This window comes from Halosimplex rarum, from assembly GCF_047715405.1.
Lineage (GTDB): Archaea > Halobacteriota > Halobacteria > Halobacteriales > Haloarculaceae > Halosimplex > Halosimplex rarum.
In genome coordinates this window covers 4,051,989-4,072,030 of the sequence record NZ_CP180412.1, presented here as the reverse complement: position 1 = coordinate 4,072,030, position 20,042 = coordinate 4,051,989, and the positions used below count along the sequence as shown (strand labels likewise).

Genomic DNA, 20,042 nt, shown 5'->3' with positions numbered 1-20,042 from the left:
CTGTCCCAGTGACCGATGAAGGGGCCCTCCACGAGTTCAGAGACGATCCCGACCACCGGGCCGCGCTGGAGGCAGTCCTCGAAGTGGACGAAGCGTCCGATACGTGGGCGTTCGAGGACGTCCCCGTCGACACGGGGCGGTTCGGCCGGTTCGTCGACCGCGGAATCGTCGAGAAAGCCGGAGGGGGCTATCGGCTCGTCGATCCCGATGCGGTCAGGCGAGCAGTCGAGGACGGGCAGGCAGCGAGTGATACCGCGGCGGAGTCCTCGACCGAGGAAGCGGAACGCGGGCTTACCGAAGACCTCGATCTGAGCGCGGTGTCGACCGGTCGGCTGCCGGCAGTCGGCGTTACTGTCGCCGTCATCGCGCTGTTCGTGTGGACCCGGGCGTACATCTATCCCGACGTGTTCCGCGGCGGGGACATCGTGCTGACGGCGAACGATCCCTACTACTATCGCTACGCAGTCGAACGGCTGCTCGCTGTCTCGACGGGCCCCCTCGATCTGGCGACGCTGACAGAGTTGCGAGGGACCGGGAGCGGACAAGGTCCGATCTTCGCTGGACGCGGCGAACCGCTCTTCCTCGCCACCCTGTGGCTGGCCGCCAGCCTTCTCGGTGGCAATGCGACGGCAGCTGGGACCCTGCTCGCGTGGTATCCCGTCGGCGCGGCGCTCCTCACGGGCGCACTCGTCTATCTCGTAGGGGCGCGTATCCTGGGGGATCACCGGGTCGGACTCGTCGCCGCCATTTCGCTCGCCCTGATTCCGGGATTCGCCTTCCGGACGTCGCTCGGATTCGGCGACCACCACGCGTTCGACTACATCTGGCTGATGGCGACTGTCGCGTCGCTACTCTGGGTCGTCGCCCTCGACCCGGACGACCCGTTCGCGCGACCGGCGTCGTGGGCCGCCGGCGCGCTGGGCGTCTCTATCGCGGGGCAAACACTCGCCTGGGAGGGAAGCCCGCTCGTCCTGCTCGCGCTCGCAGGCTACCTCGCGGTGAAAGTCCCGCTCGACGTCCTTGCCGACCGGTCCCCGCTTCGGGAGAACGCACCGGTCCTGCTCGCCACGGGAATCGCCGCCGCGCTCACGCTGGGCTGTCACCTGGCGCTGGGCTGGCACTCTATCGACGTCGCCGTCGTGCCGACGTTGTTGCTGGTCGGCGGTCTCGGCCTCGCGACTGCCGGCGACTTCGTTCGAGATCGAGATCTGGGCGTAGAAGCGCTCCTCAGCCTCGAAATCGGAGGACCGTTGGTCGGGCTGGTCGCCCTCTTCCTGATCGTCCCTGGCACCGTCATGCGACTGCTCGGCGGCGTGAGTTTCCTGTTCCTCCGGTCGAACATCGCGGAGAAGGAACCGACGTTCACGCTCGAGAGCGCGCTCGGGCTGGAACTGCTCGGGCCGTTCGTCCTGCTGGGACTGCCCGTGATGGTCTGGGGCCTTCGCCGCGCGGCCGCAGGCGACCGCCAGTGGCTGGCGCTGAGCGCCTTCGGCTGGTGGCTACTCTTCCTGACCGCGCTGCAGCTCCGCTTCGCCGCTCACCTCGCGACGCTCCTCGCCGTGTTCTCCGGGATCAGCGTCGTCTGGATCCTCGCGCGGGTCGACCTGACGGCGCTCCCCGTTCCAGTCCAGCGTGCACGAAGCGATGCCGAACGCGAGGTCGGCGACGAGAACAGACCTGAACCGGAAAGCGGGCCGCCAACCGGTGGGACCCGGTGGGTTGAGCCTGACTCGCTGACCGTGCGGTCGGGCGTCGCGACGCTCCTCGTCGTCGCGCTGGTCGTCGGCGTCAGCGGCTTCTATCTCCCGGGCGAGGTCGAAGGGAGCATCGTCGACGACGAGACGTATCAGACGGCGAAGTGGATGAACACCTACGCTGACGAACAGGGCTGGCGCTATCCGGAGAACTACGTCTTCAGCCGGTGGGGCACCAACCGAGTGTACAATTACTTCGTCAGCGGCGTCTCGCAGAACTACTCGCGTGCCCAGAGCAACTACACGAAGTTCGTGTACAACGACTCGCAGGCGAGCGCGGCGTGGTACGACCGGTTGCGCAACGACACCGGTTTCGTCGTGATCGAACCGCTTCCGCGCAACCCCGGGACGATCCAGCAGCACCTCTACGTGACCTACGGAAGCCGGTGGACCGAGGCGGTCCACGAGGCCGTCTCGCACTACCGGGCGGTCTACGCCTCGGCGTCGACGCGAAAGAAGGTTTTCACGCTCGTGCCCGGCGCGACCGTCATCGGGACGGCCCCCGCGAACGTGGCCGTCGAAGCGCGGACGACCGTGGAGATCCCCAACGAGTCGTTCCTGTATCGACAGCAGGCCGAGACCGGTTCCGACGGTGAGTTCGAACTCGGGGTCCCGTACCCCGGGGAGTACGAGTTCACCGCCGGCAACGAGACGTGGACGGCCACCGTCCCCGAAGCGGCAGTGCAGAACGGGACAGCGGTCCGGATCGGAGAATAGCGGTCAGTCGCGGTGCAATTCGGGCGTTTCACGAGGGGGTCCTGATTTCGCGGCTGCTCACCACGTCAGACCTTCGTAGGTGATGCCCTCGCGGCGCTCGATGATGTGACGTCCGTCGACCACGACCGGGGTCGCCATCGCGTCGAACTCCGAATCGAGCGCGGCGAACTCGTCCCAGTCGGTGACGGCGACGGCCGCGTGGGCGCCGTCGAGCGCCTCGGCCACCGAGTCGGCGTACTCTATCTCGATATCGTCGTAGTACTCGTCGAAGCTCTCGGTCGCCACGGGGTCGTAGGCCACCACGTCCGCACCGCGCGCCTGCAGGCCCTCGATGACCGGCACGGCGCGCGTCCCGCGCACGTCGTCGGTCCCGGGCTTGAACGACAGGCCGAGCACCGCGACGCGCTTGCCCGCCACGTCGGTGTGGCCGTCAAGCAGCGAGAGCAGGCGCTCGGGCTGGCCGTCGTTCACCTCGACGGCGGCCTCCAGCACGGGCGGCTCGTACCCCGCCTCCCGAGCGGCCGCGATGATCGCGTTCGTGTCTTTTGGGAAACATGACCCACCCCAGCCGAGCCCGGAGCGCAGGAACTTCCCGCCGATGCGGTCATCCAGGGCGATGGCGTCGGCGACCTCGTAGGCGTCGACGTCGAACTCCTTGCAGATGTTCCCGATGTCGTTGATGAGGGAGACCTTCGCGGCGAGGAAGCCGTTGTTGGCGTACTTGATCATCTCGGCTTCTCGGATGCCGGTCTCGACGACGGCGGCGTCGCTCGACTCGACGAGCGGGTCGAACAGCTCGCCGAGCGTCTCGTAGGCGTCGGCCTCGCGGGCGCCGAAGACGATCTTCTGGGGATCGAGGAAGTCCTCGACGGCGGTGCCCATCCGGAGGAACTCGGGGTTCATCGCGACGCGGAACCCCTCGCCGGCGGTCTTCCCGGAGGTCTCCTCGATCGCAGGTGCGACGACCTCCTCGGTCGACCCTGGGACGACGGTGCTCTTGACGACGACGAGGTGGTCGCCGTCTTTCTCGGCGAGGGCCTCGCCGAGCGAGGCCGCGCCGGCCTCCATGTAGGTGAGGTCGATCCCGCCGTCGTCCTCGGAGGGGGTCGGGAGCGCGAGGAACGTCACGTCCGTCTCGCGGACGGCGTCGTAGTCGGTCGTCGCCCGGAGTCGGTCGCCAGCGTGCTCGGCGATCAGGTCGTCCAGACCGGGTTCGTGGATCGGCGTGTCGCCGTCGTTGATGGTCGCGACGACGTCCTCGTCGACGTCGACGTTCGTCACGTCGTGCCCCAGGTCGGCGAGACAGGCGGCGACCGTCGTCCCGACGTAGCCGCTGCCCACGATGCTGACGTGCATTGGCGGAGAGGTTCGCCGGCACCCGCCTTCAGGATTCGGATCGGTCGCGTCCGCCCGGACAGGATCGTGCGAGCCTCACTCGTCTTCGGGAGACCGATCGACTCCGCCCGAACCCGCTCCGCTCTCGTCGGGAGGGGACTCCGGGCCGGTCCCGCTCTCGCCCGGTTGTTCGGTCGGGACGGGGCCCTCCTCCTGCGGGTCGGACCCGGCGGATCCGCCCATCGTGGCGGTAGTCGTCAGTCGCTCGCCGTGGAGGAGTTCCGGGAGCACGATCCGGGCGGCCTCCAGGATCAGGATGAAAACGATCGGGAGCAGGAAGAAGCCGTACCAGCCGAACATGATGGGGCCGAGGAGGTAGGCGAACAGCAGCATCATGCTGTCGAGTTTCCGCCCGGAGATGTACGGCTGCAGGAACGTCTGCGGGAGGAAGTCGAGGACGAAGAAGTAGACGACCGCGACGCCGCCGACGACCGGGAGCGCCGCGCCGTCCTCACGGACGGCCTGGAGCGCCAGGTACGCGAGCGTCGGGATGTAGACGACCTTCCCGACGACCAGCGGGATGAGACTCGCCACGCCGGTCAGGAAGCCGAGGACGGGGACCATCGGGACGTGAAGGGCCGGGCCGAGGACCAGATTCGTCGCCCAGAAGATGGCCGTCGCGATGACGGACATGACGACGACGAAGAGGAAGTTACCGAAGAAGACCGATTCGAGGTCGGCGTCGACGGCAGTCGCGTACGCGTACGCCGTCGTGTCCCGACCGCCGAACAGCTGCAGGAGCGCGTCGCCGAACGGCTTGTCGTTTTTCAGCAGGAAGTACGAGAGCGTGCCCGACAGCGCCAGGAACAGGAGCGTGCTCACCACGATCGAAACGACCGTCACGCCCGTCGTGAGGATCGTTCGCGCCGTCCCCCGTGGGTCCGAGACGAACGCCCCCGGATTCTGCATCACCTGCTCCAGCATCGCCCGCTCGTCCTCCGGGACCTCGCCGAGTCCGAACTGCTGGGCGGCGAAGGTGAGCGGGTCGACCGCGTCGCCGAGCAGTCCCTGCACCGCGAGGGCGACCTGAAAGGTGGCGTACAGCGTGAACGCGATTATCGGCAATAGCACGATCAGGACGGTCGCACCCGCCGCGAGGGCGTCGGAGTCGACCGCGTCGCCGATCCGGTTGCAGATCCGGCGCGTCGCGTAGTAACCGAAGATCCCGACCACCAGCAACCCGACGAACTCGTAGGCGATGTAGGCCGCCGCCGCGGCGAGCACGGCAATGAACAGCCACCACCCGAGTCGCGACCGGTCGGTCGGCCACAGGCACTCGGAATCGTCCATCGTGACTCGACGAAGGGGTTCGCCACCGAAACGATTGATGCCGGCAGCGTCCAGTAGTGCCCCGATCGGTCGCTCAGACGGCGATGACCGGACGGTCGATTCGTTGAGGGTCGGTCCTTCAAGGGCCGATCCGTCGAGAGCCGATCGTTCGGGGTTCGACAAGAGTTATGCCTCATGATACACGAGTCAGGTGTATGCAAGCAGTCGTACTCGCCGCCGGTGAGGGGACGCGGTTGCGGCCGCTCACCGAAGACAAGCCGAAGGGAATGGTCGAAGTCGCGGGCAAGCCCATCCTCACGCACTGTTTCGAGCAACTGGTCGAGCTGGGCGCCGACGAGCTACTGGTCGTCGTCGGCTACAAGAAACAGGCGATCATCAACCACTTCGAGGACGAGTTCGAGGGCGTCCCGATCACCTACGCGCACCAGCGCGAGCAGAAGGGGCTTGCTCACGCCCTGTTGACCGTCGAGGAGCACATCGACGACGACTTCATGCTGATGCTCGGCGACAACATCTTCCAGGCCAACCTCGACGACGTCGTCAATCGGCAGGCCGAGTCCCGCGCCGACGCGGCCTTCCTCGTCGAGGAAGTCCCCTGGGAGGAGGCCTCCCGTTACGGCGTCTGTAACACCAACAAGTACGGCGAGATCACCGAAGTCGTCGAGAAGCCCGACGACCCGCCCTCGAATCTCGTGATGACCGGCTTCTACACGTTCACGCCGGAGATCCTCCACGCCTGCCATCTCGTGCAGCCGTCGAATCGCGGCGAGTACGAGATCAGCGACGCGATCGACCTGCTCATCCACTCCGGTCGCACCATCGACGCCATCCGCATGGACGGCTGGCGCACCGACGTCGGCTACCCCGAGGACCGCGATTCCGCCGAGGAGCGACTGCAGGAAGCCGGCGTCGTCGACACCGAGGACGAGGCGGAGCAGGCTGACGCGACCGCTGAGTAGTCGCTCTCCCCACTAGCCGTTTTCCGTCGAGTCCGGATCACACCCGGCCGTTCGGATGCACACCGAGTGTGACAGACCATTACGCTACACTTCGCGGAGGCGTCATGCGGACACGCCGTGGCGATGGCTTTTTCTCCCGTCGGGTGAGCGATACGATCAATGGACATCCTGGTCACTGGTGGCGCCGGGTTCATCGGCGGACACCTCGCGGAGGCGTTCGCCCGCGACGGCCACGACGTCGTCGCGCTGGACAACTTCGATCCCTACTACGACCGACGGATCAAGGAGTACAACGTCGAGGCCGGCGGCGCGGCTGCGAGCGAGAGCGACGGCAGCTACGAACTCGTCGAGGGCGACGTGCGCGACGCCGATATCGTCGACGACCTCGTGGCCGACGCCGAATACGTCTACCACCAGGCCGCACAGGCCGGCGTGCGGGCCGACATCAGCCCCCGAAAGTACGACGAGGTCAACGTCGACGGGACGCTGAACGTCCTCGACGCCGCCCGCGAACACGGCGTCGAGCGGTTCGTGCTCGCGAGTTCCTCGTCGGTGTACGGCAAGCCGCGCTATCTCCCCTACGACGAGGACCACCTGACGACTCCGGTCAGCCCCTACGGCGCCTCGAAGCTCGCCTCCGAGCGCTACGCGATGGTCTACGGCGAACGCTACGACATCCCCGCGGTCGCGTTGCGGTACTTCACGGTGTACGGCCCGCGGATGCGCCCGAACATGGCCATCTCGAACTTCGTCTCTCGGTGCATCAACGGCGAGCCGCCGGTCATCTACGGCGACGGCCAGCAGACGCGCGATTTCACGTACGTCGAGGACATCCTCGCGGCGAACCGAACGCTGCTCTCGACCGACGCCGCCGACGGCGAGGTGATGAACGTCGGCAGCACGGACAACATCGCCATCGAGACGCTGGCCGAGGAGATCCGCGACCAGCTCGCGCCCGAGCTCAAGCTGGAGTACACCGAAGGCTACGACGTCGACGCGGACCACACCCACGCCAGCATCGAGAAGGCGAACGAACTGATCGGCTACGAACCGACCCACACCATCCGCGAGGGCGTCGGCGCGTTCATCGAGTGGTACCGCGAGAACCGCGAGTGGTACGAGCCGCTCGTCCGCGAGTGACTGGTTTCCGTGTGTTAAGCGGCATTCGAAAGTGAGCGATCGGCGCTCCGTGACGGGCGCTCGAGCGGTTTCGGTAACCGATCAAACACGGAGAGACTTCGTCGCGGACGAGAAATCGATACGGTCAGCCGGCCGGTCAGTTCCGGAGATAGAACGCGACGCCGGCGACCACGGCGAGAGCGACGACGATTCCGAGGACGATCAGCGGGAAGCCTGACTCGCTGTCGCCGTCAGGTCCGGCCTGGTCCGCGGGATTGCCCTCCTGGAAACTGGACGCGGTCGTCGCGGGCGGTTCCGTTTCGACGGCGTCAGCACCGTCGCCTGAAGCCGCTGCCTGCGTCACGGTGCCGTCGTCCGATTCATCGCCGGCTGCGGCCGTCGAAACGTCGTTCGTCGGCGTATCGGTGGCGACTGCCGAGACCGCGACCGTCCCCGCGTCCGCGCCGTCGACGGCGACGGCGTACTCGCCGGCACTGTTGAACGTCAGCGAGACGGTCTCGCTCGCCGACTCACCGCCGCCGACGCTGAGGTCGGCCGACGCGCGCTCCTCGCCGTTCACCGTGATCGGGACAGACATCGCCCCCGCTCTGTTGCCGCTGTTCTTCACGGTCACGGTGACGTCGACCGTCTCACCGGTCTCGGTCTCCGTCGCCGAAATGCTCGTCTCGGTCACCGATACCGCCGCGTATCTCGTTCCGACCGCGAACATCGAGAACCCGGGCGTCGTCGCTCGATAGCGGTCATCACCGACGTGAGTCGTCTCTACCGTCTGCCAGGAATCGTCGTGGTACCGATAGAGCACGACGTCCTCCGGGGAAATTCCCCGGTCTTCGAGGTGTTCGTTCGAGACGCGGAACGTGAACGTTCCCGGAGTCGCGTCCGGATTCGTGAGATTCCGCGTCGTGACCTCGAAGTAGCCGAGCGGATTTCCGTCCTCGGCCACCGGCGGCACGGAGTCGGTCAGGCTCTCTCGCATCGCCACCTCGATGCGGACGTTCCTGTCCGCGCTGGAAGCCGACACGTTGAACTGATCGAGCGTCACGGCTCCGTTCGTCAGGCCGAGGTCTGGGAGTGGGATCTCCGCGTCCGAGGTCACGCAGTCGACGACAGCGTCAGCGGCGGTGTCGTCTTTGAAGACCTGCGGTTCGGAGTCGCACGTATCGTCGACGACACCGCCCCCACCTGCTGCGGGAGCGCCTCCGCCACCGCCGCCGGCGTTGTTCCCGTCGTTCCCGTCGTCGCCTTTGTCGCCTTTATCGTCGCCTTTGTCGCCTTTATCGTCACCTTTGTCGCCTTTATCGTCGCCCTTGTCGTCACCTTTGTCACCCTTGTCGTCGCCTTTGTCGTCATCCTTGCCGTCCTTGCCGTCGTCTCCCTTGTCGCTCTTCTTGGTGATCTCCACGTGGCCGCTTTGCATAGCCATCTCCTGGCTCCCGTTGCCAACGGCGACGTACGCCCAGCGGTAGTCACCGGTCGACCAGTTTCCGAACGTCTGGACGTCTATCGTCGTGTCTCCGCTCGACCGGCTCACTGCCGTCATAGACGCGTCGAGGACGACGTCGTCGGTCGAGATGTCGACCGTCTCCGGGGTACCGGGACCGGCATTTTCGCCGACGAAGTCCATCAGTGAAGCGAGCCGGGCCGTCCGAGCGACCTGTCCGTCGCCGATCGAGACGCCCATCGCGCTGATGGGGTCCTCGAGGGAAGCGACCCCGTTGACGCCGTCGACGGTCGTCTCCAGACTGGTGTCCGAGTTGAGATCGAAGTCCGAGCCGACGTTCTCCTCGACGTTGACGACGAAACTCTGTCTGATAAACTTCTCCTCGTCGTAGAGGACGATTGCCTGTCGCACCGTCTCCCCCTCGATGGACGTGGCGTTGACGTCGAAGGTCACCGTCTCCCCGCGCGCGACCTCGTCCGGGTGCGAGACGGATCCCGGCGACTTCCGGACCGCCAACTGCTCCATCCCGATGACGGTCACGTCGTCATCGATACGCAACTCGCTGTCGGTGTCGCTCACGGTGAATCCGTCTCCCGATTCCGTCATCGCAACGACGTAGAAGTAGTGACCGCTCTCGGGGATGGTGTCCTCGAATGTGAGGTCACCGTTCGCGTCGAGGGTCGCCGAGTCGTCGATCTCCTTGAACTCCGCGTTCTCGCTGGCGTTCTCCCGCGTGAGCAGGTCTAACGCGCCCGAGAACGTGTCGGGGACCGACTGATCACCGCCCTCTTCGAGGTGCACGCGCAGAATTTCCACCTCCTCGTTCCCGAACGTCTCCGAGTTTCCGTTGGCGTCGGAGAGGTCGAACGTCAGGTTCACCGACGACCCGGGCTCGTAAACCGCGATCGGGTCCCGGTTGAGGTTGGTCTCCTGTCCGTCGGGGGACCTCGCACGCCAGTCGGCGTTCGGGATCGTCTCCACTGCGCTGTCGGTGTCCGCTCGAAGCGGCAGGAACGAACGCTCCCACGCGCTGACCTGATCGGTGACTTCGAACGTCTCGTCTTCCGGTGGCGGTGCTGCCTGCCCGCTCGCCGCAGCGAGGGGCACCTGAAACATCGAAACGACAACCAACAGCGCCAGGAGGCTGGCACCGACTCGTTGTCTCTTGCTCGCTATCATGTTTTTCAGTTCATGTAACAGTAACTTAATTTTTCGGCCGGCAACTGAGATCAGCCGCCTTCTTAGGGGGACGCGAGCGAAAATACGGTGCTCGTTACAACGGTACTGGCGAGCGAACATCGAGTGACAATGAGCACCAGCACGACTACACCGACGAGTTCGATCGAGTGGCAGATCCAGTCGCTTCGTCCGGTTCTCGAGATATGAAGCGGTTGATCGGGACGATATCGGTTTTCGTCGCGTTCGCCGTCGCGCTACTGTTCATCAACGTCTGGTTCGTCGCCTCGTCCAGCGCGTGCGACATCGGATTCACCGTGAACACGTTCGGTGAACAGTGGATCGAGTACCTCCTCTGGCTGTTCGTTACGCCGCTGCTCGTGCTCGGATTCCATTACACGCTCGAAGCGGCCGGGTACGTGAATACCTGACGCGGACCGAAATTCGTCGATCGACACCCCGTCTCGGCAATTTCTTCGGTGCCCTCGCGTTCGAACAGTTTGGCCGCGTCCGCCGAGCATCTGCGTCCGTTTCGGTATTTCGGAGCGGGATTGCGAGGGCGTAACGGTATCTCCCAGCCGTTACACCACTGTAACACCGGGAGACCGAACACCCGCAGAGCGGCTCGGTCTACGGACAGTGAACGGAGGCACCGACGAACGGCCGCAGTCGACGCCCTCCACGCCGAGGCCCGAACGGCGAACCGACGTACGTGGCCCGCAAACGAACGTAACTGGAACGTAAGATGACGCACAATTGTTCGGTTCGGTATTATTGATTCCGTATTGTCACGAAAAGCGTATACGGGCAGCGGGTGCAAAGACGGCAATCAATGGCCGAGCCGGACGCAGGCGGGGGAGAGGGGGCCGAGACAGCGGCCGTCGTCCGCGGCGCCGACCTCGTTCGGGAGTACGAACGGGGGGCGAGTGGCATCTTCCGGGGCGGATCGACCCCGACCGTGCGGGCGCTCGACGGCGTCTCGGTCACGGTTCGGCCCGGCGAGTTCGTCGGGATCGCGGGACCGAGCGGGAGCGGAAAGTCGACGCTGTTGCACTTGTTGGCGGGGCTCGACGTCCCGACGGCCGGCACAGTCGAACTCACCGGTGAGGATATCGAAGCGTACGGGGAGCGGGGGCGAGCGCGACGTCGGTTGGAGCACGTCGGCATCGTCTTCCAGCGGTTCCACCTCCTCCCCGCGCTCTCCGCGCGGGCGAACGTCGCGCTGCCGCTCGTCGAAGTCGGCCGCTCCAAAGCCGAGCGTCGCGAACGAGCGAGCGCGCTCCTCGAGGAGGTCGGGCTCGGCGACCGGATGGCCCACAAGCCGGGTCAGCTCTCCGGCGGCGAGCAACAGCGGGTCGCCATCGCCAGGGCGCTCGTGACCGAGCCCGAACTCGTCGTCGCCGACGAGCCCACGGGGGAACTCGACTCTGAGACGAGCGCGCGGGTCCTCTCGGCGCTCGGTGAGATCGCCGACGAGCGTGCGGTCGTGCTCGCCTCCCACGACCCCCAGGCGCTCGACACCTGTGATCGACTGGTCCGGCTCCGCGACGGGGCGCGGCGCCGCGAACGGGCGGGAACGGAGTTACGCTGACGGATGCCGGCGATTCGCCGCACCCTCGCGCTGTCGGCGCTCGCCGTCCGACGGACGGTCGGGCGATTGCGCGCGTCGCCGCAGCGACTGGTGTTGAGCGTCCTGGGAGTCGCCCTCGCCGTCGGGCTGATGGTCGCCGTGACCGGGATCTCTCTCGGGCTCGCGTCCGAATCGGTCGTCTCGAGCGACGAGACCGACTACTGGATCGTGCCCGAGGAATCGAACGTCCAGTCGGTGGTCGTGTCGACCGGCGGCGTCCAGCTGAGCGAAGTTCACGACACGAGCGCGCGGATAGCGGCCGACGAGCGAGTCGACTACTCGCTTCCCGTGTTACTCGAGTTACTCCCCGTTCGCGACGCCGCCACCGGGGACCGAACGTACCTCCTCGCGGTCGGCGTCGTCGCACATCCGGACGCCGAGATCCTCGGGCTGTCGACGGAGGGGCTGACACCGGTCGACCCCCATTACGCCAACGGGAGTTACGACGGTCCGTGGACCGGCGAAGCGGTCCTGAACGACGCCGCGGCCCAGACGATCAACGCCTCGACGGGAACGACGCTGGAATCGGGCCGGTCGTCCGCCAACCAGTCGCTGGCGGTCGCGAACGTGGCGAGCGTCGACTCCGCGACCGCGATGGGACAGGTCCCGGTCGCCCTCGTCCACCTGAGCGAACTACAGGCGATCACGGGGGCCGAGAGGGGGGACGAGGCCGACCAGATCCTCGTTTCGACGGACGACCCGACCGTGAAACAGCGGCTCCAGGGGATCTACCCGCGGACGACCGTCGTCGAGCGCAACGGGCTGGCCGCCCAGCAGGTGTCTACGTCGAACCTCCCGCTCGCGGTCGCCGTGAGCGCGGTCGTGACGGCGGTCGTCGTCGGCGTGCTCTTCGTCACGACGCTGATGGGGCTGGAGGTGACCGCCGACCGCGAACACCTCGGGACGCTCACGGCGATCGGCGTCAGTCGGCGGTCGCAGTCGATCGTCGTCGCCGTCGAGACGGTCACGGTCGCCGTCGTCGGCGGTGTCGGCGGGCTGCTCGTCGGGCTGGTCGGCATCCTCGGGATAAACGCCGCCGGGCGCGAGTTCCTCGGGCTCGACTCGATCGCGACGTTCGACCCGCTGCTCGTCGGCTACGCGCTGACTATCGCGCTCGTGATCGGGCTCGTCGGTGCGGTGTACCCCGTGGTTTTGAGTCGGCGGACGGACGCGCTGGAGGCGGTTCTGTGAGGGCACCCTCCCGATTCCGGGCGCTGGTCGGGATAGCGCTCGCACATTTGCGCCACGAGCGGGTGCGGACGGTGATCACTATCTGCGGCGTGGCGATGGCCGTTCTCGCGGCCGTCTTGCTCGCGAGCGTGGGACTCGGCGTGATCGACACCGGCCAGCAGAAATTCGCCCAATCGCAGCAGGACCTGTGGGTGAGCGGCGGCCCGATCGACCTCCAGCCCGGGACCGTCGGCGGGTTCCGGAACTCGGTGGTCGACTCCCACCGGATCTCCAGCGAGATAAGCCGGCGGGACGACGTCGTCACCGCGGCGCCGATGATATTCCAGTCCGTATACGCGGGTCGCAACGCGTCCGAGTTCGAGACGATCGTCGGCGTCGGTGCACCCGACAGCGGGGAACTCATCTCCCTGTCTGCCGGGCGGATGTTCAGCAGTCAGGACGTCCACTACGCGAACGGGAGCTACGACGGGCCGATGACGCGGGAGGCGATCATCGACAGCCGAACCGCCGAGCTGTTAGACGTCGGGGTGAACGACACGATCCACCTCGGGGGGACGCTCGCGACGGCCCGCCAGCAGGAGTTCACGGTCGTCGGAATCTCGCCGACGTACTCCCGGTTCGTAGGCGCGCCGACGGTCGTCCTGCAGCCGAGCGAACTCCAGGAGATCACCGGCACGACCGCGAGCGACCGGGCGTCGTTCGTCCTGATCCGCGCGACTGAGGGAGCGGGCGTCAAACAGCTCGAATCGAATCTTTCGGAGGCCTATCCCGGGTACACGATCCGGACGAATCAGGAACAGCTGCGGGCGACGCTGGAGCGGCAGGCGGTCGTCCTCGCGAGCGGCGGAAGCCTGCTGGTGCTCGCGGTGATCGCGGGCGTCCTCCTCGTGATGAACATCCAGCTGTCGTTCGTGTTCCGCCTCCGAGAGTCGTTCGCCGCGATCACCGCGCTCGGGTTCTCGCGGCGGTCGCTCACGACGGTCGTGTTCCTCTACACGCTGTGCGTGGGTGTCCTGGGCGGCCTGCTCGGCAGCGGACTCGCCGTCGTCAGCGTCCGACTCGTCAACGCGGTCACCGAGGCGCTGACCGGCTTCGAGGACGTCGCGTCGCTGTCGCCGCGGCTCGTCGGCGGCGGCCTGCTCCTCGCGGTCGTCGTCAGCAGCATCGGCGGGATCGCGGCCAGCCTCTATCTCGCCAGACACAATCCGCTCGATAGTCTGCGGTGAGCCGCGAGCGCGTTCCCCGCCGACGTGACGACGGTCGCCGTACAGGGGATCACCGGACGCAGACGTAACACGGCGAACAGCCGCGTATGTCGCCACAACCGGGTCCTACGGGCCTTCAGCGAGTTCCGCGGCCCGTCCCGAACACCCCCCTTTCGCGTTCGTTTCGCAGACCTGTAGGACATCCATACTTATCCAAGAGGCAACCACACGTCACACCATGCGCCTCCAGTCGACAGCGGTCGTCGCGTTGATCGCGGTAACGGTCCTCGCCGCCGCCCCGTCGTCGCTCGCTGCCGCGGACGGCTATCAGATGAGTTCGAGCGACGCCGACTCGATGCCGGAGCGAACGGTCGAGTTTCAGGACGGCACGTTCACTATCGACTCGCTGATCACCGCCGACCCCGGTGACGAGATCAGCGTCGACGTCTCGGCGCCCGACGAGGTGTACCGCGTCTACGTCTACAACTCGGAGGAACAGATCGTCGATTCGAAGCGGGGCAACGGGAGTCAGAGCTTCTCGTTCGACCTCAGCGGGTACGACCCCGGCTCGTATCCGGTCACCGTGTATCACGACGGTGACTACGAGGTAGTCCAGCCGCTCGTCGTCGAGGGATACGACGTGAGCCTCGACGCCCCGTCGACCGTCGAGCGGGGCGAGTCAGCGACCGTCGAGATCGAGGTCGAGCAGACCGCCGCGAGTTCGTCGCCGGCCCACGTGCGTGCGGTGATCGCGAACGACGAGGAGCACCTGATGATCAACGCGTCCGAATCTGACGGTAGCTACGTCGCCACGTTCGACGGCGACGAGCTGTCCGCCGGCTCCTACACCGTCTACGGGGCCGCACAGGACGCTAACACGGCCATGGGCCGCAACGAAGTGCTGGGCGTGAGCGAGCGGTCGTCGCTGTCCGTCGAGGACGCCTCGACGCCGACCGCGACGCCAACGCCCGACAGCGGCGGTGACGGTGGCGACAGCGGCGACGGCGACGGCGGAGATGACAATGACGGTGCCGACGGCGGGGATGGCAATGACGGTGCCGACGGCGACGGCGAAGCCGACACGCCGACGCCCACCGCGACTGCCACCCCGGAGCCCGAATCGACGGACGCCACCCCGACGGCCACGGCGACCGCGACGGATACTCCCAGCGACGACACGCCGACCGACACGCCGGCCGACGGCACGGCTACCGACACCCCGAGCGACGCCACGACGACGGCCCAGCCCACCGAACGCACCGGTACGGACGAGATGACGAGCACGCAGATGCAGACGGCCACGCCGACGGTCGAGCAGACGGACGATTCGATCGACCCGGTGACGGCGGAGACGCAGGCAGGCACTGCGGAAGAAGCGCAGACGGGGACCGCCGACTCCGGACCCGGCTTCACGCTCGTCGGTGCCGGACTGGCCGTCCTCGTGGGCGCGGTCTTGCTGATCAGGCGAGAGTGAACCGATCCGGCGCATCGGGCTACTCCTGTCGAGGGAGGCTCGCGGATCGCCGTTTTGCGGACTCTTCGCGTCGATGGTTCCCGAGACGGCACGCTTGCGTCGATAGAAGGCCTGAGAAGCGAGTAGACGGACTGCTCTCAGGTGACGACGACGCGGCTGTGCGCGCCTCTCTCGGGGCGACCGGGAATCGACGCGGCTGCGGTCACCATCGACGTCGGGACGGCGTGCCCCATCACACGTATATTTATGAACACGACCGCGGAACAGGAACGTAATTCGGTTACATGAATTCGATATCCGAACAGGTCGGGGCGACCATCAACTCGGGCGACAGCCTGCTCGTCATGTGTCCGTCGTTCATGGGCGACGAGTCGCGCGTGTGCCTGGAGTTGCTGACGCCGGCACCGCCGGCGGAAGTGTACGCCCTCTCGGTCCTGTTCACGCAGTCCCCCGGCGACCACCTCGACGCCTGGCAGCGTAGCGTCGGCTCGCTGCCGGCGCGGAGTCGCATCGTCAGCGTCGACGCCGACGCGCGGTCGAGTACGACGGAACACGACGCAGACGACCCGACCGTCGAGCGCGTCACGTCGCCACAGAACCTGACGCGACTGGGCGTCAGGATCACCGACTGCCTCGACGAGTGGGACGAGACGGCGCCCGACCGGCAAGTGTCGGTCTGTTTTCAGTCGGTCTCCACCCTGTTGCAGTACGTCGAACCGGATCAGGTGTTCAAGTTCCTCGACGTGCTCACCGAGCGCTGTCGCGCGAGCGGGGCCGTCTCCCACCACCACCTCGACCCGCAGGCCCACGACGACCAGACGATCGAGCGCCTCGTCGGGCTCTTCGACGGGGTGCTCGAGTACGCGGACGGCGAGTGGTCGTATCGGCAGCCCGGCGGCGGGTGAGACGCTCCAGGCGAAACAGGAAGCGCTCGCGGGGGGCGACCGCGAGAAGCAGATTTATTGTCACCAGCCGAACTACCCCACGTCGTGGACGAATCCCCGACCGCGATCGACGAGGACCTCAGTCCCCTGACCCGAGCAGTGCTACGACTGCGCTGGGGGCTCGGGAACCTCCCCGCGGACCTCGCCGCGGTCGTGGCCGTCGTGCTCGTGACGAACGTCGCCGCGCTCGCGCCCGTGATCCGCGAGACGCCGCTCCGAGTCGGCGTCGGGCTCGCGTTCGTGCTCTTCGTTCCCGGGTACGCGTTCGTCGCCGCGCTCTTCCCGGAGCGGAGCGTCTCGCCGCTGCTGGTCGAGGACGACGACGCAGAGGAGGCGGTCGCGGGCGCCGACCGCGGCATCGACGGGCTCGAACGCGTCGCGCTCTCGTTCGGCCTGAGCATCGCGATCACGCCGCTGATCGGCCTCGTGCTCAACTTCACGCCGTGGGGCATCCGGCTGGTCCCCATCCTCGCGAGCCTGAGCGGGTTCAGCCTCCTCGCGGTCGCCGTCGCCGCCTATCGCCGGTGGGAACTCCCGGCGGAAGAGCGCTTCCGGGTGCCCTACCGCGAGTGGGCCGCCGCCGGCCGCGCGGAGCTGTTCGCGCCCGCGACCCGCACCGACGCCGTCTTGAACGTCGTGCTGGTCGCGAGTGTCCTCCTCGCCACCTCCAGCGTGGGGTACGCCGTGCTGGTCCCTCAGGACGGCGAGCGGTTCAGCGAGTTCTACCTGCTGACGGAGACCGACGACGGCGATATGGTCGCCGACAACTATCCCACCGAGTTCACGGTGGGCGAGGGGCGTCCGCTCGTCGTCGGCATCGGCAACGAGGAGCACGAGCGGACCGACTACACCGTCGTCTCGCAGCTCCAGCGTGTCGAAGTGTCGAACAACTCCACGACGGTGGTACGGGCCGAGCGACTCGCGACGTTCGGACAGACGCTCGGCCACAACCAGACGTGGCACACCCAGCGGACTGTGACGCCGACCTTCGAAGGGACGAACCTGCGGCTGTTGTTCCTGCTGTACCGAGGATCGCCGCCGGACGACCCCTCTATCGACAACGCCTACCGCGAGACGCACCTCTGGATCAACGCCACCGCCTGACGGAACCGGTAGACGCGAGATGGTGAGCGTCGTCTGTGGTCCCGAGCGTTCTCCCGCATCGAGTGTAGCGCGCGGCCGTTACTGACCCCGACGTGCCATCGTCTCGAAACGCCGGTGGACGGGACACCGTAACGAAACAGTCGCCGAACGTAACGCCGACTGTTACGTTCGACTCGTAGATCCCGTTCGCGAACTACATCGTCCGAGCCCGTTCTGAGATACCACAGGTTAGCACAGCCGACGGTCAGTCGTCCGTCGCGGACGACCACCGAAGGTCGACGGCCGTGATCAGCCGCTCCGCGTCGGGAGCGGTCGAATTCGGGCCGAACTCGACCGCCTCGTAGGCCTCGACGAGGTCGCGGACGGCGTCGAGGCGCTCGCCGTTCATCCCGTCGGCGCGACAGCGCTCGAAGAACTCCCAGTGGGTGTCCGAGTCGGCGGCGCCGACGGCGGGCGCGACGTGGCCGCGGAGGTGCTGGTAGGCGAAACGGACCGCCGCTGCCCGCTCGCCCGTCGCGAGAAGCGACTCCGCCGGAGCGAAATCGAGTCCCTCGTCCGCAGGCGCGTCCTCCCCCTCGCTCGCGGTCGCGGCCGCTTCGGCTTCCGGATCCGTGGCGACGGCTTCGTCGCCGTCGTCCGGTTCTGGATGGTCGGCGGTGTCAGTAGCCGCCGGATCGCCGCCGTCCCTACCCGCGTAGCGCCGCCGGAGCGCGAGCAGGACCGCGAGGAGCACGACGAGCGCCGTCAGCCCGGCGATCGCCGCGGGCGGGACCTGCTCGAACGGGAGGCGGTTCGAAACGATCGACCCGAGCGACTCTGACCTCCCCGAGGCCCCGGACTGATTGCGGTACTCGACGGTCGTCGTCGCGTTCGTCCCTTCGAGGTTCGTGCCGTTCCCGCCGAAGTCCGCTCGAACCGAAACGGTCGCCTCGTCCGGGACTGCCAGCTGGCCGCCGTCGACGGCGAGGTCGTACGAGCCGTTCGATCCCGTTCGAACCGTCTCCGCCACGGCGTCGCCGACCGATATCTCCACCGGCTGGGCATCGACGGCCAGCCCGTCGGTCGTCGTCAACGTCCCGTTGACGGCGGTGGTGTCGCCCGTCGTCTGCGCGGCGGCGACGGTCAGATCCGTCGCGGTTGACCGGACGGTCACCGGCTGTGAAACGGGCTCGGCGGTGACGGCCGCGTTCGGCCCGCCCGCCGAGAGCGTCAGCGACCGGTCCCCGTCGGGGACGCCGGCCGGGAGTCGCCCGCGAACCGTCGCGGACCCAGCATCGTCGGTGAGTGTGTCACCGAGCTGGGCCTCACCCGCGGCGAGGGTGATCGGGACTCCCTGAACCTCCCGGTCGTCGATCGTGAGTCGCGCGGTCGCATCCACATCGTCGCCGAACGCCGCCTCGTCCGTCGCGCCCTCGACCGATAGCGTCGCCATCACCTGTTCGACGTCGACGGCGACCGTGTCGTTCGACGCGAGGTACTCCGAGGTGTTCTCGGGGTCGTACTCGACGACGAGCGTCGACTGGCCGGTCCGGATCGTTCGCGGCCGGTACACGACCTGGAAGCGGCCCTCCGCGTCGGTCTCCGCGGTGTAGGTCCTGTTCGCGATCCGGAGGGGGATCTCGCGGTCGGCGACGGGGTCGCCTTCTTCGGTGGTGAGTCGCCCGGTGGCGCGCAGCGGGTCGGTGTAGGAGATGGTCGCCGAGTCGGGGGAGACGGCGAGTTCGGTCCCGGTGAACAGCCGCTCGTCGACGCGCTGCTGGCGCTCGGTGACGTTCTCGGTGACGTTCTCGATGCTCCTGGTCGCCGGCGTCAGGTCGGTCCCGGTCCGGTTCTCGAGGGTTTCGTACTGCCCGACGACCGTCCGGTTGAGCCGTTGCACGTCGGAAGAGAGCTGCTGGAGCTGGCGGGCGTGCTCGCGGGCCTCCGTCTCGTCGCCCTCCGCGACGGCCTGCTGGTAGTCGTCGTAGGTCTCCTCGTAGCTCTGGACGCGCTCGGTGAGGTTGCGCTGGCTCCGCTGGGCCCGCCGGAAGGGCTCGTCGCTGCCGTCGTCGCTCTCACTGTCCGTCTCGCCGATCACGTCGACGAACTGCGCGAGACGGGAGTCGTACTCGTCGCCGACGACCGAGCGCGCCCGCTCGTACTGCCCCTGGTCGAGTTCGATGGCGCCGGTCGACAGCCGCTCGAGCATCCGGTTCGAGAGCCACTCGCGGACGCCGAGCAGGTCGCCCTCCGCGGAGACGTTCGCGGGGTTGTCGTGCTGGCGCGTCGAGTTGTTCTCCTGCGCGGCGAGCGACGCGGCCGCCGCATCCACGCCGAGACCGCCGGACTCGCTGGACGCCGACGGGTCGCTCGGCTGTGGGACGGTGGCGACCGTTCCGGAGACGGGGAGCCCGCCGGCGACGACGAGGAGAACGAGGCCGAGGGCGGCCAGCGCTCGGTGTCGACCGACCATAATCCGATCTGAACGGTGTCAAGAGACGGCTAAAACAGTTCCGCTTACCGTGCAGGGGACGGCGAAATCGTAACACGTACAGGGTGTTCGTCGGGCTTCGCGCCGATTACGTCCCGACGGTCGGCGGTGTTCGAGCGGGTTACGTCGCACCGGTATCCTCAACTACGCGG

14 protein-coding genes are annotated in these 20,042 nt (G+C 67.2%); 10 read left to right on the top strand and 4 right to left on the bottom strand.

Going from position 1 to position 20,042, the window contains the following annotated elements; all coding sequences use genetic code 11:
* Positions 1 to 8: 8 nt before the first annotated feature.
* Entirely contained in the window at positions 9 to 2,471 is a 2,463-nt protein-coding gene (locus ACMGFH_RS19395) for an STT3 domain-containing protein (protein ID WP_415380213.1), read from the top strand.
* Positions 2,472 to 2,528: 57 nt separating this feature from the next.
* On the opposite strand, the gene aglM is transcribed toward ACMGFH_RS19395, so the two are convergent.
* Together aglM and ACMGFH_RS19385 are read right to left on the bottom strand one after the other, a co-directional pair.
* Positions 2,529 to 3,827 (bottom strand): UDP-glucose 6-dehydrogenase AglM, encoded by a 1,299-nt coding sequence (gene aglM / locus ACMGFH_RS19390; protein ID WP_415380211.1) that lies wholly within the window; start codon positions 3,825 to 3,827, stop codon positions 2,529 to 2,531.
* A gap of 75 nt (positions 3,828 to 3,902) precedes the next feature.
* Positions 3,903 to 5,156: an AI-2E family transporter gene (locus ACMGFH_RS19385; protein WP_415380209.1), complete on the bottom strand. Its 1,254-nt coding sequence runs from the start codon at positions 5,154 to 5,156 to the stop codon at positions 3,903 to 3,905.
* A 194-nt stretch (positions 5,157 to 5,350) separates the two neighbouring features.
* Between ACMGFH_RS19385 and aglF the strand changes: the two genes are divergently transcribed.
* Together aglF and ACMGFH_RS19375 are read left to right on the top strand one after the other, a co-directional pair.
* Positions 5,351 to 6,115, top strand: coding sequence for a UTP--glucose-1-phosphate uridylyltransferase AglF (aglF, locus tag ACMGFH_RS19380; protein ID WP_415380207.1), 765 nt, complete (start codon positions 5,351 to 5,353; stop codon positions 6,113 to 6,115).
* 159 nt (positions 6,116 to 6,274) lie between these two features.
* Entirely contained in the window at positions 6,275 to 7,255 is a 981-nt protein-coding gene (locus ACMGFH_RS19375) for an NAD-dependent epimerase/dehydratase family protein (RefSeq protein ID WP_415380205.1), read from the top strand.
* A 136-nt stretch (positions 7,256 to 7,391) separates the two neighbouring features.
* Here the strand turns inward: ACMGFH_RS19375 and ACMGFH_RS19370 are convergent, their stop codons facing one another.
* Positions 7,392 to 9,995, bottom strand: a complete 2,604-nt coding sequence (locus tag ACMGFH_RS19370) for a PGF-pre-PGF domain-containing protein (RefSeq protein WP_415380203.1) — start codon at positions 9,993 to 9,995, stop codon at positions 7,392 to 7,394.
* Positions 9,996 to 10,078: 83 nt separating this feature from the next.
* Between ACMGFH_RS19370 and ACMGFH_RS19365 the strand changes: the two genes are divergently transcribed.
* From ACMGFH_RS19365 to ACMGFH_RS19335, 7 genes are all read left to right on the top strand, one after another.
* Positions 10,079 to 10,303 (top strand): hypothetical protein, encoded by a 225-nt coding sequence (locus tag ACMGFH_RS19365; RefSeq protein WP_415380202.1) that lies wholly within the window; start codon positions 10,079 to 10,081, stop codon positions 10,301 to 10,303.
* A 401-nt stretch (positions 10,304 to 10,704) separates the two neighbouring features.
* The gene (locus ACMGFH_RS19360) at positions 10,705 to 11,463 is read left to right on the top strand and encodes an ABC transporter ATP-binding protein (RefSeq protein WP_415380200.1); all 759 of its coding nucleotides are present in this window, start codon (positions 10,705 to 10,707) and stop codon (positions 11,461 to 11,463) included.
* A gap of 3 nt (positions 11,464 to 11,466) precedes the next feature.
* Positions 11,467 to 12,693, top strand: a complete 1,227-nt coding sequence (locus ACMGFH_RS19355; RefSeq protein WP_415380198.1) for an FtsX-like permease family protein — start codon at positions 11,467 to 11,469, stop codon at positions 12,691 to 12,693.
* Positions 12,694 to 12,764: 71 nt separating this feature from the next.
* Entirely contained in the window at positions 12,765 to 13,919 is a 1,155-nt protein-coding gene (locus ACMGFH_RS19350) for an ABC transporter permease (RefSeq protein WP_415380197.1), read from the top strand.
* Between the two features lie 217 nt (positions 13,920 to 14,136).
* Complete coding sequence (locus ACMGFH_RS19345; protein WP_415380195.1) at positions 14,137 to 15,372, top strand: hypothetical protein; 1,236 nt, start codon at positions 14,137 to 14,139, stop codon at positions 15,370 to 15,372.
* A gap of 284 nt (positions 15,373 to 15,656) precedes the next feature.
* Positions 15,657 to 16,277 carry a hypothetical protein gene (locus ACMGFH_RS19340; protein WP_415380193.1) on the top strand — a complete coding sequence of 207 codons (621 nt, stop codon included), beginning with the start codon at positions 15,657 to 15,659 and terminating at the stop codon, positions 16,275 to 16,277.
* A 126-nt stretch (positions 16,278 to 16,403) separates the two neighbouring features.
* Positions 16,404 to 17,420 carry a DUF1616 domain-containing protein gene (locus tag ACMGFH_RS19335; protein WP_415383283.1) on the top strand — a complete coding sequence of 339 codons (1,017 nt, stop codon included), beginning with the start codon at positions 16,404 to 16,406 and terminating at the stop codon, positions 17,418 to 17,420.
* Between the two features lie 244 nt (positions 17,421 to 17,664).
* Here ACMGFH_RS19335 and ACMGFH_RS19330 read toward each other — a convergent pair whose 3' ends face one another.
* Complete coding sequence (locus ACMGFH_RS19330) at positions 17,665 to 19,872, bottom strand: hypothetical protein (RefSeq protein WP_415380192.1); 2,208 nt, start codon at positions 19,870 to 19,872, stop codon at positions 17,665 to 17,667.
* Positions 19,873 to 20,042 lie beyond the last annotated feature (170 nt).

What these genes read in the sequence shown, in the direction of transcription:
- ACMGFH_RS19365 (WP_415380202.1), top strand. Translation starts at nt 10,079, where the DNA reads ATGAAGCGGTTGATCGGGACGATATCGGTTTTCGTCGCGTTCGCCGTC.
- ACMGFH_RS19360 (WP_415380200.1), top strand. Translation starts at nt 10,705, where the DNA reads ATGGCCGAGCCGGACGCAGGCGGGGGAGAGGGGGCCGAGACAGCGGCC.
- ACMGFH_RS19370 (WP_415380203.1), bottom strand. Translation starts at nt 9,995, where the DNA reads ATGTTCGCTCGCCAGTACCGTTGTAACGAGCACCGTATTTTCGCTCGC.
- ACMGFH_RS19330 (WP_415380192.1), bottom strand. Translation starts at nt 19,872, where the DNA reads ATGGTCGGTCGACACCGAGCGCTGGCCGCCCTCGGCCTCGTTCTCCTC.
- ACMGFH_RS19345 (WP_415380195.1), top strand. Translation starts at nt 14,137, where the DNA reads ATGCGCCTCCAGTCGACAGCGGTCGTCGCGTTGATCGCGGTAACGGTC.
- ACMGFH_RS19355 (WP_415380198.1), top strand. Translation starts at nt 11,467, where the DNA reads ATGCCGGCGATTCGCCGCACCCTCGCGCTGTCGGCGCTCGCCGTCCGA.
- ACMGFH_RS19340 (WP_415380193.1), top strand. Translation starts at nt 15,657, where the DNA reads ATGAATTCGATATCCGAACAGGTCGGGGCGACCATCAACTCGGGCGAC.
- ACMGFH_RS19385 (WP_415380209.1), bottom strand. Translation starts at nt 5,156, where the DNA reads ATGGACGATTCCGAGTGCCTGTGGCCGACCGACCGGTCGCGACTCGGG.
- aglM (WP_415380211.1), bottom strand. Translation starts at nt 3,827, where the DNA reads ATGCACGTCAGCATCGTGGGCAGCGGCTACGTCGGGACGACGGTCGCC.
- aglF (WP_415380207.1), top strand. Translation starts at nt 5,351, where the DNA reads ATGCAAGCAGTCGTACTCGCCGCCGGTGAGGGGACGCGGTTGCGGCCG.
- ACMGFH_RS19375 (WP_415380205.1), top strand. Translation starts at nt 6,275, where the DNA reads ATGGACATCCTGGTCACTGGTGGCGCCGGGTTCATCGGCGGACACCTC.